Source organism: Brenneria alni, from assembly GCF_003666245.1.
GTDB lineage: Bacteria > Pseudomonadota > Gammaproteobacteria > Enterobacterales > Enterobacteriaceae > Brenneria > Brenneria alni.
On record NZ_MJLZ01000057.1, the window covers coordinates 1 to 19,639 of the forward strand.

The window sequence follows — 19,639 nt, forward strand, 5'->3', positions numbered from 1 at the left end:
CCCCCCGGCCTGTCGGATCATCGCGGCGGCCTGGGCCAATTCCCCCGCCGGGGCGCAAAACACACCGTCGCTGGAAAAAATGGTATCCACCAATAGCGCCGCCGGTCGAATTCCCTCCTGTCGCATGGCTTCCAACGCCAGGCGAATGCTGGTCAGGAACTGGCCGGGACGGCGATACGAATCGGGAGCCTCGATCAGCCTGACGTACTCCCTCACCCAATGAGGGTGATAATTCCGCCAGTGCTCTGGTGACGCCGTGGTAAGCCCAGCGCGTGACGAGGACGCCGCTCGCGCCGGTGACATGCCGCGCTACCCGAAATCAAACGCCATTTCACGCGTCAGCGCAGATAACGCCGCTTTTGACGTGGCATAGGCGGTGCCGGCAAACGGGTGAACGCGGGATCCCGCAATTGAAGTGATGTTAATGACACATCCCTGAGAGGCTTTAAGCTCATCAAACAAGCCATTCGCCAGCAGTGCGCAGGAAAATAGGTTCACGTTAAATACCCGCATCCAGGTAGCATAATCAGTATCACATACTCCTAATCGACGGCCATCCTCTCCTTTAGGAGAAATACCGGCATTATCGACCAGTGCATCCAGCCGCCCTCCCAGCTTTTCTTTAATCAGCGGCAGCATGCATTGCAGGCTATCCAGATTCTCCAAATCAAGGTGAATATGGTTAAGCAATCCTTCCGCCCACCGGCAGTCTTCCACCCAACTCTGGCGGGAAGCCGTGAATATCCGCCATCCGGCCGCATGGAAATGCTTGACGGTTGCATGTCCAATTCCACGGCTGGCACCGGTCAGCAGTAATGTCTTTTGCTCTGTCATACCGTTACCTCTTGGATATTTGATGCATCATAAAATTTCATTCAAAAAAAGCTGAACTTAGTTCAGCGCAGACTGTTGACAAAGCTCATTATTAGGGAAAGCGTGCTGAGGGGTCGTAGCGGCGTAAGCCGCCGGAGCGCCCCTCGGTGCGGTAGGCCCGTATATCTCAGGCTTACAGGCGACTTTGTCAACAAACTTATTGTTAGTTTAACCTAAATCTCTTTTTCCTGCGGAAGCCGTTAACAGGTATCCCCGCTTTCACGCGGATACACGATGAATAATCATTAATGCCCTGCCCGTAAACGCTCTGAGCGGCGGCGTAAAATCTCCATCACAATCAACAGAATAAGCGCAGCCCCGACCATCATCGATGCGGCGGCGGCAATGGTCGGATCAAGGTTTTCCCGAATACCGGCAAACATCTGCAATGGCAGCGTCCGTTGACGCGGACTGGCAAGAAACAAGGTAACGATAACCTCATCAAACGAGGTGGCGAATGCAAACAAGGCACCGGAAAAAACGCCGGGGGCGATCAGCGGGAACGTTACCTTGCGGAAGGCCAGCAACGGTGGCGCACCCAGACTGGCAGCCGCCCGCGTCAGGTTTTGATCGTAATTCTTGAGCACGGCAGTGACGGTAATCACCACAAACGGCACGCCCAGCATGGCATGTGCCAGCACCAGACCGAGATAGCTGTTAAGTAAAGACAGCTTGGCGAAAAAGAAAAACATACCGACAGCAACAATCACCACCGGTGCGATCATGGGTGAAATCAGTACCGCCATTACCAATGATTTACCGCGAAACTCGCCGCGCACCAGCCCGACCGAGGCCAATACGCCAAGCACCGTCGCCAGCAGGGTTGCCAGCGGCGCAATCAGCAGGCTGTTGCCCAGCGCGCCAAGCCATTCGTTGGAGTTGAAGAACTCGTGATACCAGCGCAGTGAAAAGCCACTCAGCGGATAGCTCAGGAATGATCCGGCGTTAAATGACAGTGGCACAATCACCAGCACCGGCACGATCAAAAACAGCAGCATGGCCGCGCCGTAAAAATTAAACAACGTATTCCACAAGCGGATAACTATCTCACCCTGCTGTCTCATCTTTGTTTCCCCGTGTTATACCGTCATCTTGTTGGTAAAAATCGTGCGGCTATCAACGCGCCGCAATTTCAGCATTGGTTCTTGTCACACGGATATAAACCACATACAGCAGTGTGACGATAACCAGCAACTGTGTCCCCAATGCAGCAGCCATACCCCAGTTCATGGTGGTATTGGTGAAGAAGGCGACAAAGTAGCTCAACATCTGATCGCTTGGCCCACCCAGCAGCGCTGGCGTGATGTAGTAGCCAATCGCCATCATAAAGACCAGCAGCGCCCCCGCCGTCACCCCCGCGTAAGTCTGCGGCACATACACCCGCCAGAAAGCAATAAATGGATGCGCGCCCAGCGATACCGCTGCACGAACGTAGTTGGGCGAAATACCTTTCATCACGGCATACAACGGCAGGATAAAGAACGGCAACAGGATATGCGTCATCGAGATGTAAACCCCGATGCGGTTAAACACCAGCACCAGCGGTTGATCAATGATGCCAAAATTGATCAATGTGCGGTTAATCAGCCCACCGGACTGCAATAGCACAATCCAACTGGCGGTACGCACAATCAGTGATGTCCAAAAAGGCAACAGCACCAGTATCAGCAACAGGTTGGCGCGGTTGGCGGGCTGTTTCGCCAGCCAGTACGCCAGAGGATATCCCAGGCCGACGCACAGCAACGTCACTACGCCAGCCATCAACAGCGTGCGTATCAGCACATCAACATACAGGGATTGGTCGGCGGGCTGCGCCACGATTTCCTGCGTCTTGGCATCCACTTTGTGGTCAAAAACCGCCAGCAGGTAATAACTGGTAAAAAGCCGGGAGGCGCGATCCAACGTCCGCCAGGTGGATAACTCACCCCACAACGGCTGTTCATCGATCAATTGACCGCGAATATCGGCACTGCCCTCAGCAGGCAGACTGCGCAACGTGCGGGTAATCAGCGTGCGGTATTCAGCGCCTTCGTACCCCAACCGTTTGGCGATCGCCGCAACTTTACCGCTGCTGCGAGCCGCTCGTAAATCGCTGACCACCGCCTGGAATACCGCCTCATCCGGCACGGCGTTACCAGACCATAGCCGCATTGCGGCTATGGTGGCTGGCATGTTTTCTCTCAATTCCGGATTTGAGACGCTTTTCCCCAAAATCGAGGTGATTGGGAAGAGAAAACTTACCACGATAAACAGAAACAGAGGCGCTATCAGCAACAGAGAGCGTTTTTTGTACACCGCCTGAGCCTGACGCAACTGCTGTTTCAGTACGGCATTCCCTTCTTTCTCACCGGATGGCGGCATGGTTGACACCATTTCGATCTGGGACATAGGCTTCATCTCCATCATGACAGTTTCTTCTTATTGGGCCGCCCAGGAGTTAAAGCGCTGTTCCAGTTCTTCACCGTGATCGATCCAAAATTCAGTATCAACTTGCAAGGCTTGCGCCAGGTTTTCCGGGGCCGTTGGCAGGTTGCTGGCAATCGCCGGGGCAATCATTCCAGTGGCCTTAATATTGGTTGGGCCGTAAGGAATATTTTCAGCAAACACTTTCTGGTTTTCCGGCCGATTGGCAAAGGCAATGAACTGTTCAGCCAGGTCTTTATGTTTAGTGCCCTTCACGATGGCCCAGCTATCCAGATCGTAGATACTGTCGGCCCAGATAATACGGAAGTCATGCCCCTCTTTTTGTGCCGCCGCCACCCGGCCATTGTAGGCAGAGGTCATCACAACGTCCCCGGAAACCAACCATTGCAGAGGTTGTGCACCGGATTCCCACCATTGGATATTGGATTTAATCTGATCCAGTTTCTTGAACGCACGGTCGACACCGGCAGGCGTCGCCAGCTCTTTATAGAGATCTTCACGTTTTACGCCATCGGCCAGCAGCGCAATTTCCAGAGTGAATTTGGCACTTTTACGCAGTGCGCGTTTTCCCGGATAGTTTTTCACATCCCAGAAATCGGCCCAGTTCTTCGGCGCCTGTTGCAGTTTTTGCGCGTTATAGGTCAGTACGGTTGACCACAGAAAAATCCCGGCGCCACATTCTGACACTGAACCTTTGACAAACTGAGACTCATCACCCAGTTTTTTCCAGTCCAGTGGTTCAAACAGTCCTTCATTACAGCCGCGCAGCAGTTCCGGGCCTTCTACTTCCACTACGTCCCAGCCAACCTGGCCGGTTTCCACCATCGCACGGATACGGGCCATTTCGCCGTTGTACTCTCCGGCCTGAACCGTGCCTTTGCCTGCTGCGGCAAAGGGTTTGTAAAACGCTTTGTCCTGTGCGTCCTTATTATTACCGCCAAAGGAGATCACAGTAATGGATTCCGCCTGTGCCTGACAGGCCATTGAGATGAGAAACGCTGATACGGCAATTTTCTTCAACATAGTTTGGCTCCTGGAGTGTGTTAGTCAACGTAAAAACCGGCAGTCGCGCATCATGCGCTTGATGCATCATGTATGCATAATCAAAGCATAAACTGTGCCAAATTGACCATTTTCACGAAAGTTCGACGCAGAAGCCGACAAGGACGGCGGAGTAACAGGCGGTAAAAAATTACCTGCCCTTGAAGCGATTTTTCTTCTACCCGTTTTGCCATTTGATGGTGCACACCAACTTGTGCCGCACCATTCAGGCGCATGTGGGGGGGGCTAAACGGGTGCTGGCCAATCCTCACCGCACCCGTTTTCTCTGCAGACGCTACCCGAAAAAGTTATCGGGAAAGATCAACACAGAGATACTTCATTTCCAGATAATCTTCGATACCGAAACGCGATCCTTCACGCCCCAATCCCGACTGTTTCACTCCACCAAATGGCGCGACTTCATTGGAAATCAGACCGGTATTAATACCGACCATGCCGTAATCCAGCGCCTCGGGTACTGTCCATTGGCGCACCGCGTCACGAGTATAGACATACGCCGCCAGGCCGAACTCGGTATCATTCGCCAAAGCAATAGCCTCGGCTTCGTCACCGAACTGAAACAGCGGCGCCACCGGGCCAAAGGTTTCCTCACGGGCAAAGCGCATGTCGCGGGTAACATCACCCACAATCGTCGGAGTGAAGAAGGTTCCCCCCAGTTCATGGGGCTTACCGCCAAGTAGCAAAGTTGCGCCCTTCGCCAGCGCATCCTCAATATGCTGCTGCACTTTGCCGATGGCGTCCGTATCAATCAACGGGCCTTGCGTCACGCCGGGCTGGGTGCCGTCGCCCACCTTGAGTTTTTTGACTTCTGCAATCAGCTTTTCAACCAGCGCCGGATAAATGCCCTTTTGCACATAAATCCGGTTGGCGCACACGCAGGTTTGCCCACTGTTACGGAATTTAGAGGCCAGAATCCCTTTTACCGCCAGATCCAGATCGGCATCATCAAACACGATGAACGGTGCATTGCCGCCCAGTTCCAGCGACAGTTTTTTCACCGTCGGCGCACTCTGCGCCATCAAAATACGACCAACTTCCGTCGAACCGGTAAAGCTCAGTTTGCGCACTACCGGGCTTTCACACAGGATTTTCCCCACCGACTGCGCATCACCGGTGATAACCTGCAACACGCCGTGCGGGATCCCTGCCTGCTGGGCCAGTTCCGCCAACGCCAGCGCGGTGAACGGTGTTTGCTCCGCCGGTTTGACAATCATGGTACAACCTGCCGCCAGCGCGGGCGCCACTTTGCGGGTGATCATCGCTGCCGGGAAATTCCACGGCGTGATCGCCGCACAAACGCCAATCGGTTGCTTGATAACCAGTAAACGCTGCTGCCCCTGGGGCGATTGCAGCACACTGCCTTCAACACGCTTGGCTTCTTCGGCGAACCAGTCGATAAACGAGGTGGCATAGGCGATTTCGCCGCGTGCTTCGGCCAACGGTTTACCCTGTTCAGCGGTAAGCAGCGCCGCCAGATCGTTCTGATTCTCCATAATCAGGCGCGACCAGGCCTGCAACGCCGCCGCACGTTCTTTGCCGGTACGTTGACGCCAGCCTGCCAGCGCCAGTTCAGCAGCGGCGATCGCCTGCGCCGTTTGTGACGCCGTCACCAGTGGCACCGTGCCCAGCACCTTCCCGTTGGCCGGGTTAGTCACGTTCAGGCGCTCATCGTTCTGGCTGTCATGCCATTCACCGTCAATTAAACAGCGCTGGCGAAATAATGCTTGTTGTTTCAGTTGCATAGCGTTTCTCTTACTTGGTAAACACACGCGTCAGAATGGTCAACGCCTTACTGAACTGATCGTCTGGAATGGTCAGCGGGTGCAGGAAACGAATAACGTTGCCATGTACACCGCAAGTCAGTAAAAGCAGCCCCTGATTCAGCGCTTCTTTCTGGAACTGCCGGGTAATTTCAGCGGAAGGTTTACCGGTCTGCGGATCGTTAAATTCAGCCGCCACCATAGAACCCTGGGCACGAATTGCCACCAACGCCGGACACTGCTGTTTCACGTTTTCCAGCGTTTCCACCAACGCCGCCCCCAGACGCTGTGCGCGCTGACACAGTTTTTCTTCTTCGATCACGTCCAGCACCGCCAGTGCAGAGGCCACCGCCAATGGGTTACCGGCATAAGTCCCGCCCAAACCACCCGGTGCGGGAGCGTCCATCACGTCAGCGCGCCCAACCACGCCAGAGATGGGGAAACCGCCGCCCAGGCTTTTAGCCATAGTGATCAGGTCTGCCTGTTCAGCATAGTATTCCATTGCAAACAGCTTGCCGGTACGGGCAAAACCGGTTTGCACTTCATCGGCAATCAGCAGAATACCGTGCTCATCACACAGCTTGCGCAATGCAGCAATGAACTCAGGCGGCGCAACGTTGAACCCCCCTTCGCCCTGAACTGGCTCCAGCAAAATGGCCGCCACCTGATCGGCGGCAATATCGGTATGCAGCAGACGGTCAATGCTCTCCAGCGATTGTTCAACGGTAATCCCATGCTGCGCACTCGGATACAGCGCATGGAAGATGGAGCCTGGGAACGGGCCAAAACCGGTGGAATAAGGCGCGACTTTGCCGGTTAGCGTCATGGTTAGCAGTGTACGGCCATGAAACGCGGCGCTAAACGCAATGACACCAGGACGTTTGGTATAGGCACGGGCAATTTTCACCGCATTTTCGACCGCTTCTGCACCGGTGGTGAAAAAGGTGGTTTTCGCCGGGCCTTTGACGGGGGCCAAAGCATTGATGCGTTCGGCTAATGTGACATAACTGCCGTAAGGCACTATCTGATAAGCCGTGTGGGTAAAGCGCTCCAGTTGTTCACGTACCGCCGCCAGAATTTTCGGGTGACGGTGGCCGGTATTCAGCACGGCGATCCCGGCGGCGAAGTCGATAAACTCACGGTTTTCAACATCCCACAGCGTGGCATTTTCTGCACGGGCGGCATAGAAATCGCACATTACCCCCACACCACGCGGTGTGGCAGCCAAACGACGTTGATTTAATTCGCTATTACTCATTTTCTGCTCCGATTCTAAGGACACACCCAAACTCATTGATGACGGCGTCAGGGCCGTGATGCGAACAGTGATTCACATTTTTTCTGTTGCTATTTATGCGCCAGATGGTTCTATAATCCAGAGCCAGTTTTTAATATTTGAGGGATCCACTTTTGCGCTCGCTATTGACTGATTTATTGCTGCAACGTTTGGGAAATCAGCAGGAAGGTACGCTGAACAAACGCCTGTATGACAGTATCCGACTGGCGATCCTCGACAGTGCCATTACCGCTGGCAGCAGGCTGCCTTCTTCACGCGATCTGGCGCATGAGCTGTCGATCTCACGAAATACCGTGTTGGCGGCCTATGAGCAGTTGCTGGCCGAAGGTTATCTTGAAGCGCGTATCGGCAGCGGCACGTTCGTAACGGAACAATTGCCTGATGGAAACATGGCCCTCGTAAGGAATGAAAGTGAACCCTTCTCCTGGAAACCGATGCAGGAACTGTCAAACCGGGGGATGCACCTGTTAGGATATGCTGGCGCATCTGCCCGGCAATGGGGGGCGTTTATGCCCGGCATTCCTGACATTGCCAGTTTTCCCCACGATCTGTGGCGCAGGATACAAACCCGGCTGACCCGGCGGGTTCACCCCGAACAGCTATCTTACTCCCCCATCGGCGGTTGTCCCGAACTCCAGTTGGCCCTGGTAGATTATCTGCGCGTCGCACGCTCAGTCGACTGTACGCCAGAGCAGATTTTGATCACCGAAGGAACCCATCAGGCAATGGATTTACTGGCAAAAATGCTCTGTAATCCCGGAGATTTGGCCTGGATTGAAGATCCCTGTTATTGGGGGACGCGTAACCTGTTAACGATTAACGGACTGCGAGTCGCGCCAATTGAGGTGGATGAACAAGGGATGGCGCCACCGGATACCGTCTCGACACAGTCAATACCGCGGCTAATCTGCGTTACGCCATCACACCAGTACCCATTAGGCGCCGTGATGAGCCTGCCACGGCGCCAGCGTCTGCTGGCGCTGGCACAGGAACACGGCAGTTGGGTGGTTGAAGATGACTATGACAGTGAATTCCGTTTCTCCGGCAGTCCGATCCCCGCACTGCAAGGGCTACAGACGCAATCCCCGGTGATTTATATTGGCACTTTCAGTAAAACCCTCTATCCGGGTTTGCGCATCAGCTATATGGTGCTGCCCCCCCAACTGGCTGAGGATCTGAAAATCGCCCATGCGGAGCTTTATCGCGGCGGTCACTGGCTGACGCAGGCAACACTCAGCCAGTTTATCCGTGAGGGTCACTACGCTGCCCACATCCGCCGGATGCGGCTGCTCTATGCCAGACGCCGAGCCATGCTGACCGAACTGATCGAGCAGCATTTAGGCACGGACTACATCGGCGACAACAGCAACGCCGGGCTGCATATGCTGCTCAAACTCCCGGCAAGGGTCGATGATGTGCTATTGAGCGCCCGGATCCTGCGCGGCGGTGTGATGGTAAAGCCGCTTTCCAGTTACTACCTGCGCCCTACCAATCAGCGAGGATTACTGCTGGGTTATGCTTGCGTGGATGAGAGTAAAATGACCCAGGCATTTGCCGTCATTGCCGAGTGCATTCAGTCACAAAAATCCACGGATTTTGTTTCTTAGCAGATCAACCTACCATGCACCTTTATGATGCCGCTTCAGAACCTCGCTCACCATAACAGGGCAAACCGGCAGATCGCTATTTTGCCGCATAGGTTTTAACTCCCTCGCCGTACTCGTTTTTAATCATACGGCATGATTTATGCATATTATGGGGCATAAGAGACCATGACAGTGAGAAAATGGAATGATGAGAACCTATGTCAGCTTCAAGAATATCCAGAAAACCTATGATGGCGATCGTCTGGTGGTGAAAAACCTGAATCTGGATATTCAGGAAGGCGAATTTCTTACCCTGCTCGGCCCCTCCGGCTCAGGAAAAACGACCAGCCTGATGATGCTTGCCGGGTTCGAAACCCCGACGCAAGGTGAAATTCTGCTGCGTGATACGCCACTGCATCACCTGCCGCCGCACCAACGTGGCATCGGGATGGTATTCCAGAACTATGCGCTGTTTCCGCACATGACCGTAGCCGAGAATCTGGCGTTTCCACTATCTATCCGCCGCATGAGTCGCGTGGATATCAAGGAAAAAGTTGACCGCGTTTTAGACCGCGTCAAGTTGACCAATCTGGCCGACCGCTATCCGGCACAAATGTCCGGCGGTCAGCAACAGCGTGTCGCGCTGGCGCGGGCGCTGGTTTTTGAACCTAAATTAGTGCTGATGGACGAACCGCTGGGGGCGCTGGATAAACAGTTACGTGAGCATATGCAACTGGAGATCAAAGCGTTGCATGAAGCGCTGGAACTGACCGTTGTCTATGTGACGCACGATCAGAGCGAAGCGATGACCATGTCCAACCGGGTGGCGGTGTTCAACGATGGCATTATTCAGCAGATGGATAGCCCGAGTGATATTTATGAAAAACCGGAAAACGCCTTTGTGGCGCAATTTATTGGCGAAAACAATACGCTGATCGCCACCCAGTCCGGTTCGGATGGAAACTTCTACCTCGCCACGCTGGATGACGGCACTCAGTTGCAGGCGCTCAAGGTTCGGCCTAGCTCACCGGGCAGGAAAATTACGCTGTGTATCCGGCCCGAACGGATCCGCATTAATGCCGAAAATACCGCTGCCGATGTTCAGCAGGTAAAAGCGCGGATTCAACAATTTATTTATTTGGGCGATCACGTGCGAATGATGACGGAAGTGGCCGGTCAACCGCAATTCATGGTGAAACTTCCTGCCAGTGAAATTCAGCCACATTGGAAAGCAGGCTCAGAAGTCACCTTATCCTGGCATCCGCAACACCTGCGGGCACTGGATGTCGTCACGACGCATTGATAACGGAAAGTCAGAAAAAAGCCGCACGCTATCACCGATAGTATGCGGCTTTGATGCTGATATTACTTAGCTGCGAACCTTACGGTATATCCATAGCACCACAATGGCGCCAATCACCGCCACGATAAAGCTGCCAAAATTAAAACCATCGACTCTGCCAAAGCCAAAGAAGGTACTGATATATCCCCCAACAACCGCACCCACAATCCCAAGTATTATCGTCAGGAAAAAACCACCCCCATCCTTACCAGGCATTAGCCACTTGGCCAAAATACCCGCAATCAACCCAAAAATAATCCACGACAAAATTCCCATAACAACCTCACTTTTCTTATGGCGGGCTTCCTGTCCGCCCCCTTTCGGGCCGCCGTATAGCAGTGTTTGAAAACGCTCCCAGCGTTTTTTTAATTCCATGATGAGTTTATCTACAGCATTACCGATGCAGACAAGACGCGATACTAAGTATAGACAAGGATTATCATTCAGGTAGCAACGGGCTTATTTTAACTAACCAATTGATTATATTATCGTCTACTACTGTCGCCGCTTATCTGCACGTAGTACGAAAAAAGTAAACGGTTTCTAAACGAGGTCGGAAATTATAGCCATTATCCTAATTAACTCACACGTGGCTCTCGTCTAAACTAGGCTCACATCGCGCTTTCCCGCTGTTTTAACAGCAATTGATTGAGGAACGACATGAAGAAAGTCAGTAAAGAGCGATTTATCGGGCTGGAATGGCTGAGATTTCTGCTCGGTTGCTATGTAATGATTTATCACACCGTACATATTTATCCCCAGCGTGAGCGCGTTCCGTTTTTGAGTGAACTCACCAGTATGGGATTCTTTGCAACCAGCACGTTTTTTGTACTGTCTGGCTTTTTATTGGCACATGTCTACATCAAAGACGGGCGTTTGCGCGAACCAGCCCGCCAATTCTGGGCAAAGCGTTTTTTTAATCTCTATCCGATTCATATTATCGCGTTACTGGCGTCCATTGCCGTTGTCACTCTGATGCAATGGCTTGCCGTACCGCCTGAAGGACAAGTCGCCAGCGCACGTTTTGTGATTTACGACACCAATGATCCGGCGGCCGACCCTCAATCGCTGCGCCACTATATGTCTGACGCGCAATTGGTTTTTAATAGCCTCCTGCAACTGTTAATGCTACAGGCATGGAACCCCTATTTTCTGACCTTCAACGCACCGCTGTGGTCACTTTCCACCCTTTTCTTTTTCTATCTGATGTTCCCATTACTGGCGCCCCGCCTGCTTAATAGCCGTCATCCGTGGTTATGGATGGGCATTGTCTGCCTGCTATATCTGCTACCGCCGGTTTGGGTGATATGGCAACAGCAGTACGGTATGCCTTATACCGGCTTGTTACAACGCGGCCCGATTTTTCGTTTGCCCGAGTTTCTGGCCGGTATTCTGGGCTATGCCATCTTTCGTAAATATCGTCAGCAAGGAATCGAACCGCTGACCAAAGGCCAGAGCTATGCCGTTGCTCTCTTTGTTATTGCCAATTTTATTGTCGCCACCTGGCTTTTCACCCACGGTGAAGCGTATTGGTATTTCTTGTTGCATAATGGATTGTTGTTGCCGGCACAGGTTGGCTTAGTCTGCATCAGCGCTCTGGCACGAGAACCCAACAGCGAATGGCTGCGGCACTGGTCGCCACGGCTGGGCGCCGCATCGTTATCAATATTTGCACTTCATGTGCCGTTGTTTAATTTATTCCGCACGGTCGAGCAGTTGGTTCGTGGCAACCCGCTGGCTTGCTTTAGCGATTGGGATCAGTGCATTGCCGCTGCCGGGCAGGTTCAACTGTCGATGGCGGGTTACATCATTTTCCTGCTATCCACCGTTACGCTGTGTGTGCTGTTCCAGGAACGGATTGTTTTACGTGTCCGGCAATTTTTAACAACGCGTTTTCTGGAGCGCCGCACACAGCGCACGACGTAAGACCCCAACAACTATAACGCTGATGCTACGGTGATAAACATCGCGTTATAGCTGTTCATAATTAATCGTATCTTTTATAACTATTTACATTCTAATCAATTTCGGTTTTTGGCTAGAGCATCCATCCAATTCCTGTTAATGTTTGCCGTTCCGGCTGAACCGGTTCAATATTCACCGGCGGCACGTCTTAAGTGACGTTTTTCAAAACCTGTCACCACTGTTTATCTGGCAATTATCTGGCAAAATGACACTATCCAAACATGCAATATCTTCTCTGAGTCTGGTTATCGCACTCGCATCCGCAGGTATTTCCCAAAGCCGTGCTGATACCGTTTGGCTAACCAACGGCGACCAGCTCAGTGGTAAAATCACACTGCTTGACGGCGGTAAACTATTCATCACCACCGATTATGCCGGTTCAATTTCCGTTTCATGGGATAAAGTGAAAACCTTTGAAACCGATCATGGTCTGGTGATTCAGGGTGAACGTTATAAGGAAGGCGAGCTGTATCCGGTAATTAAAGCCGGGGAAAACCGCGCCATTATCGCCACACCATCGATTTCCAGTGACGCCACAGGGCCGCAAACGCTACAGCTTTCAGAAATCACCACTATGGTTGCCCAGAAGCCGCTGGTAACGGACTTATCCTGGAAAGGCAACATTGATGCGGGCATGTCGCACAAGAAAAGTTCGACCGAAACCGATAACTATGACGCCACCCTCAGCACGCAGGCCCGCCACGGAACCTGGCGCCATAATGTTGATGCCAGCTACCATCTGGCCAAAGAAAATAGTGTGGAAAGCACCAAGAATGCCAGCGGCGAATATGCGCTGGATAAATTCCTGGACGAGAACTGGTTCTGGCAAGGCCGTTACCAATACAAGCGTGATTGGATCGAGAATATTAAAATCAGCCGTTCATTCGGTCTTGGCCCTGGTTATCAGTTCTGGGATAACGATCTTGGCGCATTTTCACTGACTTCTTTGATTAGCACCCAGGCCTATGTCTATCAGGACAATGAACAAGATGACTTCTACACTGGCGGGATTAAATGGGATTACAACCGTTTCCTGTTCAGTAAATCGGTGGAAGCCTTCACCGGCGGCGAACTGGGCCGTTCTTTCGATTCCACCGCGCCATTTTATCTGAAAGCCGATGCTGGCCTGCGTTTCAAACTGACCGATTGGTCATCTTTGAGCATGAAGGTGTCACGTACCCGCACCGAAAGCAAACAGGGTAATGTTAACGATACGTTGTACACGATGGGCGTGGGCGTCGGCTGGTAATCTAAGGCGCCACGACCGGTTTGAATATCGTCAGCGAACCTTAAAGAAAGGTTCGCTGACCTGACCCTGTTCTCAGCGATGACTTTCATTACTATTGGCGGCAGCCTGCTGTTGCAGCAAACGAACCTGCTGCGCCAGTTCGCTTAACCCTTCATCTGCCATACCGTAGTTTTTCAACTCTTTTTCGAGCGCGAACAGATACTGTGCATTGGTGCCCAGCGGCCCGCTGGCCTGAGCAATTAACGGCGCAACCCGTTGAATGCAGGTATCCTCTTCAATGAGCGGATGTTCCGGTTCTGACACAAACACCAATGCTGTGACAGTGTCACCATTTTGCTGATGCAATTCGCTCCACAATGGTCGGTAACAGCCCGTCAGCATTTCACGTTTCCACAACAGCTCCAAATCCTCACGCAGTGAAGACTCAGGCAGACGAAAAGCCAGCCCGGTGGTTTTGCCGCCCGGTTTCAGCGCCAGCATCCGGCCAGGGCGGCTCACGGTGCCCCTGCCAACCGTCAGACGCAAACAAAAAGCCCGATGCCAGTCGTACAAAGTTGCCAGACAGGCTTCTTCCGCATCGAAAACCGGGTTCCACATCAGTGAACCATAGCCAAACACCCAGACAGGGCTGTGATCGGGGCGCAGAGCCAATGTTTTCTCTAACGAATCAGCACGCTGCTGCGGCGTAAGTAATAAGGTTTCCTCAATACATCCAAACGCTGTTCTACAATCTGCTTTCTGCAAAAAATCACGTGTTAACACAACTTACCACTCCCCCGACCATACCATTTCAGCCAATCAGGCCTGTTGTTATTCCATCCCTAAAACCCAACACTGTAACTTGGTTAATTTTACGGCAGTAATCACACTGAGGCTATTCATTTCCTACTCAGCGATCAAGTCTCTCTTTTACATGACACAACGGGTTATGATTCCATCGGTTAAAGTGATAATAATTATCATTGCCGTGATATTATCGGCAGCAAAATGTCTATCGACTAACATACGGAGACACTACGTGAGCATTCCTACCGCTTCTGCAGGACGCCGCCCTGCTCAACCCTATCTGGTCCAGGTTAAACGCATCAGCGACCTTTCTCCCCATTTACGCTGTATCACCTTCCATAGTGAAGCATTACGTGATTATCCAGCCGATCGCTATGGCGCGCATATAAAACTGTTTATTCCCCAGGCTGGGCAACAGACGCCGGCATTACCGACGCTGAGTGAGCGCGGCCCGATATGGCCTGAAGGGGAAACCCGCCCGATTGTGCGTACCTACAGCCTTAGGGATACGCGTCCGACAGCAGCAGAATTGGATATTGCATTTGCCCTGCATGACCATGCCAGCCCGGCGGTCAGTTTCGCCCGTCAGGCCAAACCGGGTGATTATGTCGGCGTTTCACGCCCCGGCGGCCCCTACCCCATGCTTCCTCCCGCCGATACCTATTATCTGGCAGGCGATCCCTCGTCTTTACCGGCTATTGCGGCGCTGCTGGAGAATCTGCCGGATTATGCTCAGGGGCACGCCGTTATTCGCGTTGATAGCGGGGCAGATATTCTCGATTTAGCCAAACCTTCGCAAATTAATCTACACTGGATTGTGGGTGACACTGCGATGACGGAAGAACTGATTGATCGCTTCCGCGCTCTACCTCATGAAAGAACCGCCGGTCAGGCTTTCTACTGGCTTGCAGGAGAAGATCGTATTGTGGTTCAGCTTCGCCGTTATGCCCGACGCGAGTGTGGATGTGAGCGGAATAGGCTTTATGCCGTTCCTTACTGGCGAGAGGGGTTAAATGAAGAAGATTATCATGATAAACGCCACGATATCATGGATCATCCTGATGATTGAACGTAAAAAATTTATTTAATATTATTAAGATAGGGAGAAGATAATCACATTCTCCCTTTTCATATTAATTTTTGCCTGAAGCGTAAAAATCCGTAAAAAAACCGCCAACCGCCACATAATCTGTTAACCTACACGTTCTTTTTACGCTATAACTACTTTTTAGTAACAGTTCTTTGCCTGAAAGAAAATAAGATTTGCTGACATGCTGTTTTTTTGCCATAGCGCATAATTCCGCTGGATTAAGGAGAAACCCCGCAATGCCGTCTCACTCTGAGGGTGTCAAAACCCGCCATCAGGAATATTCACTTATTCTGCCGATAGTCTCGCTGATCGTTCTGTTTTTGTGGGGAGGCACACAAGAGTTCCTCACTATTGTAGGCATTAACCTGCTGGCTTTAGCCGGAATTCTTTTCAGCGCTTTCAGCGTTGTTCGTCATGCCGATGTGTTGGCTCACCGTTTAGGCGAACCCTACGGTTCATTGATCCTAAGCCTGTCTGTGGTCATTCTTGAAGTCAGTCTGATTTCAGCATTAATGGCAACCGGCGACGCAGGGCCATACCTGATGCGTGACACCCTCTACTCAATTATCGTGATCGTCACCGGTGGCCTGGTCGGTTTTGCGCTGTTGCTGGGCGGACGCAAGTTTGCGACCCAATACGTCAATCTGAGCGGAATCAAGCAGTATCTGATGGCCATTTTCCCGCTGTCGGTTATTGTGCTGGTTTTCCCCAGCGCCTTGCCCACAGGGAATTTCACCCTGGCTCAATCCCTGATCGTTGCGCTGATTTCCGCTGTGATGTATGGCGTATTTCTGTTGATTCAAACACGCACGCACCAAAGCCTGTTTGTCTATGAACATGAAGATGAAGGTGACGATAGCGATCCGCATCATGGCAAGCCGTCTGCATACAGCTCGTTATGGCACACAGTATGGTTGTTGATCCACCTGATTGCCGTTATCAGCGTCACCAAAATGGCCTCAACGCCGTTAGAAGCGCTGCTGACGGAAATGAACGCCCCTGCACAATTCACCGGCTTCCTGGTCGCCTTATTGATTTTGTCGCCGGAAGGGTTAGGCGCCATCCGGGCGGTGCTGAAAAATCAGGTACAGCGGGCAATGAATCTGTTTTTCGGTTCTGTACTGGCCACCATTTCATTGACCGTTCCCGCCGTAACCATTATCGCCATGCTCACCGGTCAGACGTTAAATTTCGGGCTGGATATGCCGCACATCGTAGTGATGTTGTCAGTGCTGATACTGTGCCATATTACCTTTTCAACCGGTCGGACCAATGTTCTGAGCGGCAGTGCGCATCTGGCGCTGTTCGCCGCCTACCTGATGACCATAATGCTTTAACCCTTTCCTTCCCCTTTGCCGGCGCCGCATTATTGTGTCGTCGGCCTTAACAATCTGTTTTCTCTTGATGTATATCTGGATCTTTCAAGAACATCCGGCGTATCGTATAGAGTGCATATCTACGACGGACCCAGCCGGCCCGCCATTTTTTTGTTTTTTCTTTTTATTGGTTCTTCCCTAGATGAAAACGCCCCGAATTAACGGTATCAAACCCTTCAGCGCACTGATTGAAGCGTGCTGGCGCGAAAAATATACATTACATCGTTTCACTCAAGACATTATTGCCGGTATTACGGTTGGGATTATTGCCATTCCCCTGGCAATGGCGCTGGCAATCGCCAGTGGCGTTCCTCCGCAGTATGGTTTATATACTGCGGCGATTGCCGGGATCGTTATCGCGGTCAGCGGCGGCTCCCGCTATAGCGTCTCTGGCCCGACGGCGGCCTTTGTCGTCATCTTATATCCGGTATCGCAACAGTTCGGCCTGTCTGGCTTGCTGGTTGCCACGTTGCTTTCCGGCGTGTTTCTTTTGCTCATGGGGATATGCCGTTTTGGCCGCTTGATTGAATATATTCCTCTGTCCGTCACGCTAGGTTTTACCTCAGGGATCGCCATCACCATCGGTACGATGCAAATCAAAGATTTCTTCGGTCTGCATATGTCCGTTGTGCCTGAACACTATGTCGAAAAAGTCGCGGTGCTGGCGCAGTCTCTGCCCAGTTTACAGATTGGCGATACATTGATTGGCGCAACCACGCTGATGGTTTTGGTCGGCTGGCCCAAGCTGGGCATTCGCTTGCCGGGGCATCTGCCAGCATTGTTGGCGGGCGTTGCGGTGATGGGCGTTCTGTCTCTGTTTGGCGTTGAGGTGGCAACCATTGGCTCCCGTTTCAGCTATCTTCTTGCCGATGGCACACAGGGGCAAGGTATTCCGCCTATTCTGCCGCAGCTTATTCTGCCCTGGGATGTCGCGACCCCTGGTGGACAGACCATGAAGCTCGACTGGCAAAGCATCTCGGCTCTGCTGCCTGCGGCATTTTCAATGGCCATGCTGGGCGCAATTGAATCCTTACTGTGCGCCGTGGTACTGGATGGCATGACAGGCAGGAAACATAACTCCAATGCCGAGCTGATGGGGCAAGGTTTCGGTAATATCATCGCGCCGTTCTTTGGCGGCATTACGGCCACCGCCGCCATCGCCCGTTCGGCAGCGAATGTCCGGGCCGGCGCCACTTCGCCAGTTTCCGCCATTATCCACGCGCTGGTGGTATTAATGGCTTTGCTGGTGCTGGCGCCCTGGCTGTCTTACCTGCCGCTGGCGGCAATGGCCTCTCTGCTGCTGATTGTCGCCTGGAATATGAGTGAAGCCCATAAGGTTATCGATCTGCTGCGCCACGGGCCAAAGGACGATATCATCGTTATGCTGTTGTGCATGTCGCTGACCGTATTGTTCGATATGGTCATTGCCATCACTGTCGGTATTGTGCTGGCCTCACTGTTATTTATGCGCCGTATCGCCCAAATGACAAAACTGAGCGAACTGCCGGAAACCAGAACGCCGGATCAATTGGTGCTGCGCGTTAACGGCCCGCTGTTCTTTGCCGCCGCCGAACGCATCTTCAGCGACATAATGATCCGCAGTGAGGATTACCAAACCATCATTTTACAGTGGGATGCCGTCCCGGTACTGGATGCCGGAGGGTTGAATGCCCTTCTCCGTTTCAGCGAAACGTTACCGGCAGACAAACACCTGATTATTACCGATATTCCCTTTCAGCCGTTGAAAACGTTGGCACGGGCGAATGTACATCCGATAGAAGGCCGTCTCAGTTTTTACGCATCTTTAGCGCAGGCGCTTGAAGTCGCCGCAGAAGAGAGGAAGACAGCGGCAGCGGAATAAAATAACCGGGCAGACGCTGCTGCCCGTATCGTTCAGGAGTATTGATTGTGGCAACTTTTTCTTCCGCCCCCATATTAATTACCGGAGGCGCCCGGCGTATCGGGCTGGCGTTGGCCCGCTCATTTCTGGCGCAACATATCCCGGTCATCATCAGCAGGCGCACACCATATCCCGAGCTTGAATCATTGGCGCAACAGGGTGCCATTTGCCTGCCCGCCGATTTCTCCACAACAAAACAAATTTATGCGTTTGCCGAACAGGTCAGGACGCTGACACCTCATTTGCGGGCGGTTATCCATAGTGCCAATAGCTGGCAGGCGGAAAGCCCGGATATCCCACCGGAAAAGACGCTGGCGGCAATGCTCCAGATCCATGTTTATACCCCCTATTTGCTCAACCAGTTGCTGGAACCTTGCCTGCGCGGCCAGGGAGTGGCCGGGGCCGATATTATCCATCTGACTGATTATGTAGTGGAAAAAGGCAGTGATAAACATATCGCCTATGCCGCCAGTAAAGCCGCCCTGGATAATATGACCCGCTCTTTTGCCCGCAAACTGGCGCCTGAAGTCAAAGTCAATGCGATTGCCCCTGCGCTTATCATGTTTCATCCCCATGATGATGAACCGTACCGTCAACAGGCGCTGGATAAATCCCTGATGAAAATTGCGCCGGGAGAAGCGGAAATTGTACGGCTTGTCGACTATTTGCTGGCCAGCCGCTATATCACGGGTAAAACCGGGGTCCGCTTGGAAAACGGAAAATATCCTACGCTAACACTGTTTTTTGTACAGACCACTATCTACTGAGCGTAACGAGCGGTATTTACCCTGTCCCAGCTTGAGGTTTGTTCGCCAGACGTAATCCCCGCTCAGATTGATATGTTCCCACCCCAGCGGGGACAGATGAGAAATCAGTTGCTCATTAATCGGGATCCCTTTTCGTCTCAGGGAATCTATGGCTCTTTCTAT

At 52.4% G+C, this 19,639-nt stretch carries 17 protein-coding genes and 2 pseudogenes; 8 read left to right on the plus strand and 11 right to left on the minus strand.

From position 1 onward, the window contains the following. From BIY29_RS18120 to BIY29_RS18155, 7 genes and pseudogenes are all read right to left on the minus strand, one after another. Positions 1-316 (minus strand): annotated as a pseudogene (locus BIY29_RS18120) (aspartate aminotransferase family protein); the annotation flags it as partial. Continuing rightward, a pseudogene (locus tag BIY29_RS18125) lies at positions 313-834 on the minus strand (SDR family oxidoreductase); the annotation flags it as partial. The pseudogenes BIY29_RS18120 and BIY29_RS18125, both read right to left, overlap by 4 nt. 284 nt (positions 835-1,118) lie before the next feature. Continuing rightward, positions 1,119-1,937, minus strand: coding sequence for an ABC transporter permease (locus BIY29_RS18135; RefSeq protein ID WP_121576439.1), 819 nt, complete (start codon positions 1,935-1,937; stop codon positions 1,119-1,121). Between the two features lie 52 nt (positions 1,938-1,989). Beyond that, complete coding sequence (locus BIY29_RS18140; RefSeq protein WP_121576440.1) at positions 1,990-3,261, minus strand: ABC transporter permease; 1,272 nt, start codon at positions 3,259-3,261, stop codon at positions 1,990-1,992. A gap of 30 nt (positions 3,262-3,291) precedes the next feature. Next, a complete protein-coding gene (locus tag BIY29_RS18145) occupies positions 3,292-4,320 on the minus strand; it encodes an ABC transporter substrate-binding protein (RefSeq protein WP_121576441.1) in 1,029 nt (342 codons plus the stop codon). Between the two features lie 326 nt (positions 4,321-4,646). Next, a complete protein-coding gene (locus tag BIY29_RS18150) occupies positions 4,647-6,101 on the minus strand; it encodes an NAD-dependent succinate-semialdehyde dehydrogenase (RefSeq protein WP_121576442.1) in 1,455 nt (484 codons plus the stop codon). 10 nt (positions 6,102-6,111) lie between these two features. Next, the gene (locus BIY29_RS18155) at positions 6,112-7,377 is read right to left on the minus strand and encodes a 4-aminobutyrate--2-oxoglutarate transaminase (protein ID WP_121576443.1); all 1,266 of its coding nucleotides are present in this window, start codon (positions 7,375-7,377) and stop codon (positions 6,112-6,114) included. A gap of 152 nt (positions 7,378-7,529) precedes the next feature. Here BIY29_RS18155 and pdxR point away from each other — a divergent pair, with 152 nt between their 5' ends. Both pdxR and BIY29_RS18165 read left to right on the plus strand, forming a co-directional pair. Then, positions 7,530-9,023: a MocR-like pyridoxine biosynthesis transcription factor PdxR gene (gene pdxR / locus BIY29_RS18160; RefSeq protein WP_121576444.1), complete on the plus strand. Its 1,494-nt coding sequence runs from the start codon at positions 7,530-7,532 to the stop codon at positions 9,021-9,023. Between the two features lie 187 nt (positions 9,024-9,210). Next, positions 9,211-10,305: an ABC transporter ATP-binding protein gene (locus BIY29_RS18165; RefSeq protein WP_121576451.1), complete on the plus strand. Its 1,095-nt coding sequence runs from the start codon at positions 9,211-9,213 to the stop codon at positions 10,303-10,305. A 66-nt stretch (positions 10,306-10,371) separates the two neighbouring features. Here the strand turns inward: BIY29_RS18165 and BIY29_RS18170 are convergent, their stop codons facing one another. Further along, entirely contained in the window at positions 10,372-10,620 is a 249-nt protein-coding gene (locus BIY29_RS18170; RefSeq protein WP_121576452.1) for a GlsB/YeaQ/YmgE family stress response membrane protein, read from the minus strand. 384 nt (positions 10,621-11,004) lie between these two features. On the opposite strand from BIY29_RS18170, the gene BIY29_RS18175 reads away from it, so the two are divergent. Both BIY29_RS18175 and BIY29_RS18180 read left to right on the plus strand, forming a co-directional pair. Then, positions 11,005-12,270, plus strand: coding sequence for an acyltransferase family protein (locus tag BIY29_RS18175; protein ID WP_121576445.1), 1,266 nt, complete (start codon positions 11,005-11,007; stop codon positions 12,268-12,270). 244 nt (positions 12,271-12,514) lie between these two features. Beyond that, positions 12,515-13,558: a DUF481 domain-containing protein gene (locus tag BIY29_RS18180; RefSeq protein ID WP_121576453.1), complete on the plus strand. Its 1,044-nt coding sequence runs from the start codon at positions 12,515-12,517 to the stop codon at positions 13,556-13,558. Between the two features lie 72 nt (positions 13,559-13,630). On the opposite strand, the gene BIY29_RS18185 is transcribed toward BIY29_RS18180, so the two are convergent. Next, on the minus strand, positions 13,631-14,320 hold the full coding sequence (locus BIY29_RS18185) for a gamma-glutamylcyclotransferase (RefSeq protein WP_121576446.1): 690 nt from the start codon (positions 14,318-14,320) through the stop codon (positions 13,631-13,633). Between the two features lie 256 nt (positions 14,321-14,576). On the opposite strand from BIY29_RS18185, the gene BIY29_RS18190 reads away from it, so the two are divergent. Beyond that, positions 14,577-15,413, plus strand: a complete 837-nt coding sequence (locus BIY29_RS18190; protein WP_240630203.1) for a siderophore-interacting protein — start codon at positions 14,577-14,579, stop codon at positions 15,411-15,413. 64 nt (positions 15,414-15,477) lie between these two features. On the opposite strand, the gene BIY29_RS20320 is transcribed toward BIY29_RS18190, so the two are convergent. Next, entirely contained in the window at positions 15,478-15,633 is a 156-nt protein-coding gene (locus BIY29_RS20320) for a hypothetical protein (protein WP_170158973.1), read from the minus strand. A 37-nt stretch (positions 15,634-15,670) separates the two neighbouring features. Between BIY29_RS20320 and chaA the strand changes: the two genes are divergently transcribed. The 3 genes from chaA (at position 15,671) to folM (ending at position 19,477) form a co-directional block, all read left to right on the plus strand. Continuing rightward, positions 15,671-16,771, plus strand: coding sequence for a sodium-potassium/proton antiporter ChaA (chaA, locus tag BIY29_RS18195; protein WP_121576448.1), 1,101 nt, complete (start codon positions 15,671-15,673; stop codon positions 16,769-16,771). A 181-nt stretch (positions 16,772-16,952) separates the two neighbouring features. Then, positions 16,953-18,671 (plus strand): C4-dicarboxylic acid transporter DauA, encoded by a 1,719-nt coding sequence (gene dauA / locus BIY29_RS18200; protein WP_121576449.1) that lies wholly within the window; start codon positions 16,953-16,955, stop codon positions 18,669-18,671. A 47-nt stretch (positions 18,672-18,718) separates the two neighbouring features. Then, positions 18,719-19,477 (plus strand): dihydromonapterin reductase, encoded by a 759-nt coding sequence (gene folM, locus BIY29_RS18205; RefSeq protein ID WP_121576450.1) that lies wholly within the window; start codon positions 18,719-18,721, stop codon positions 19,475-19,477. Here the strand turns inward: folM and BIY29_RS18210 are convergent. Further along, on the minus strand, positions 19,442-19,639 hold a 198-nt coding region (locus BIY29_RS18210; protein ID WP_147437174.1), incomplete at its 5' end, for a Tn3 family transposase. The genes folM and BIY29_RS18210 overlap by 36 nt on opposite strands.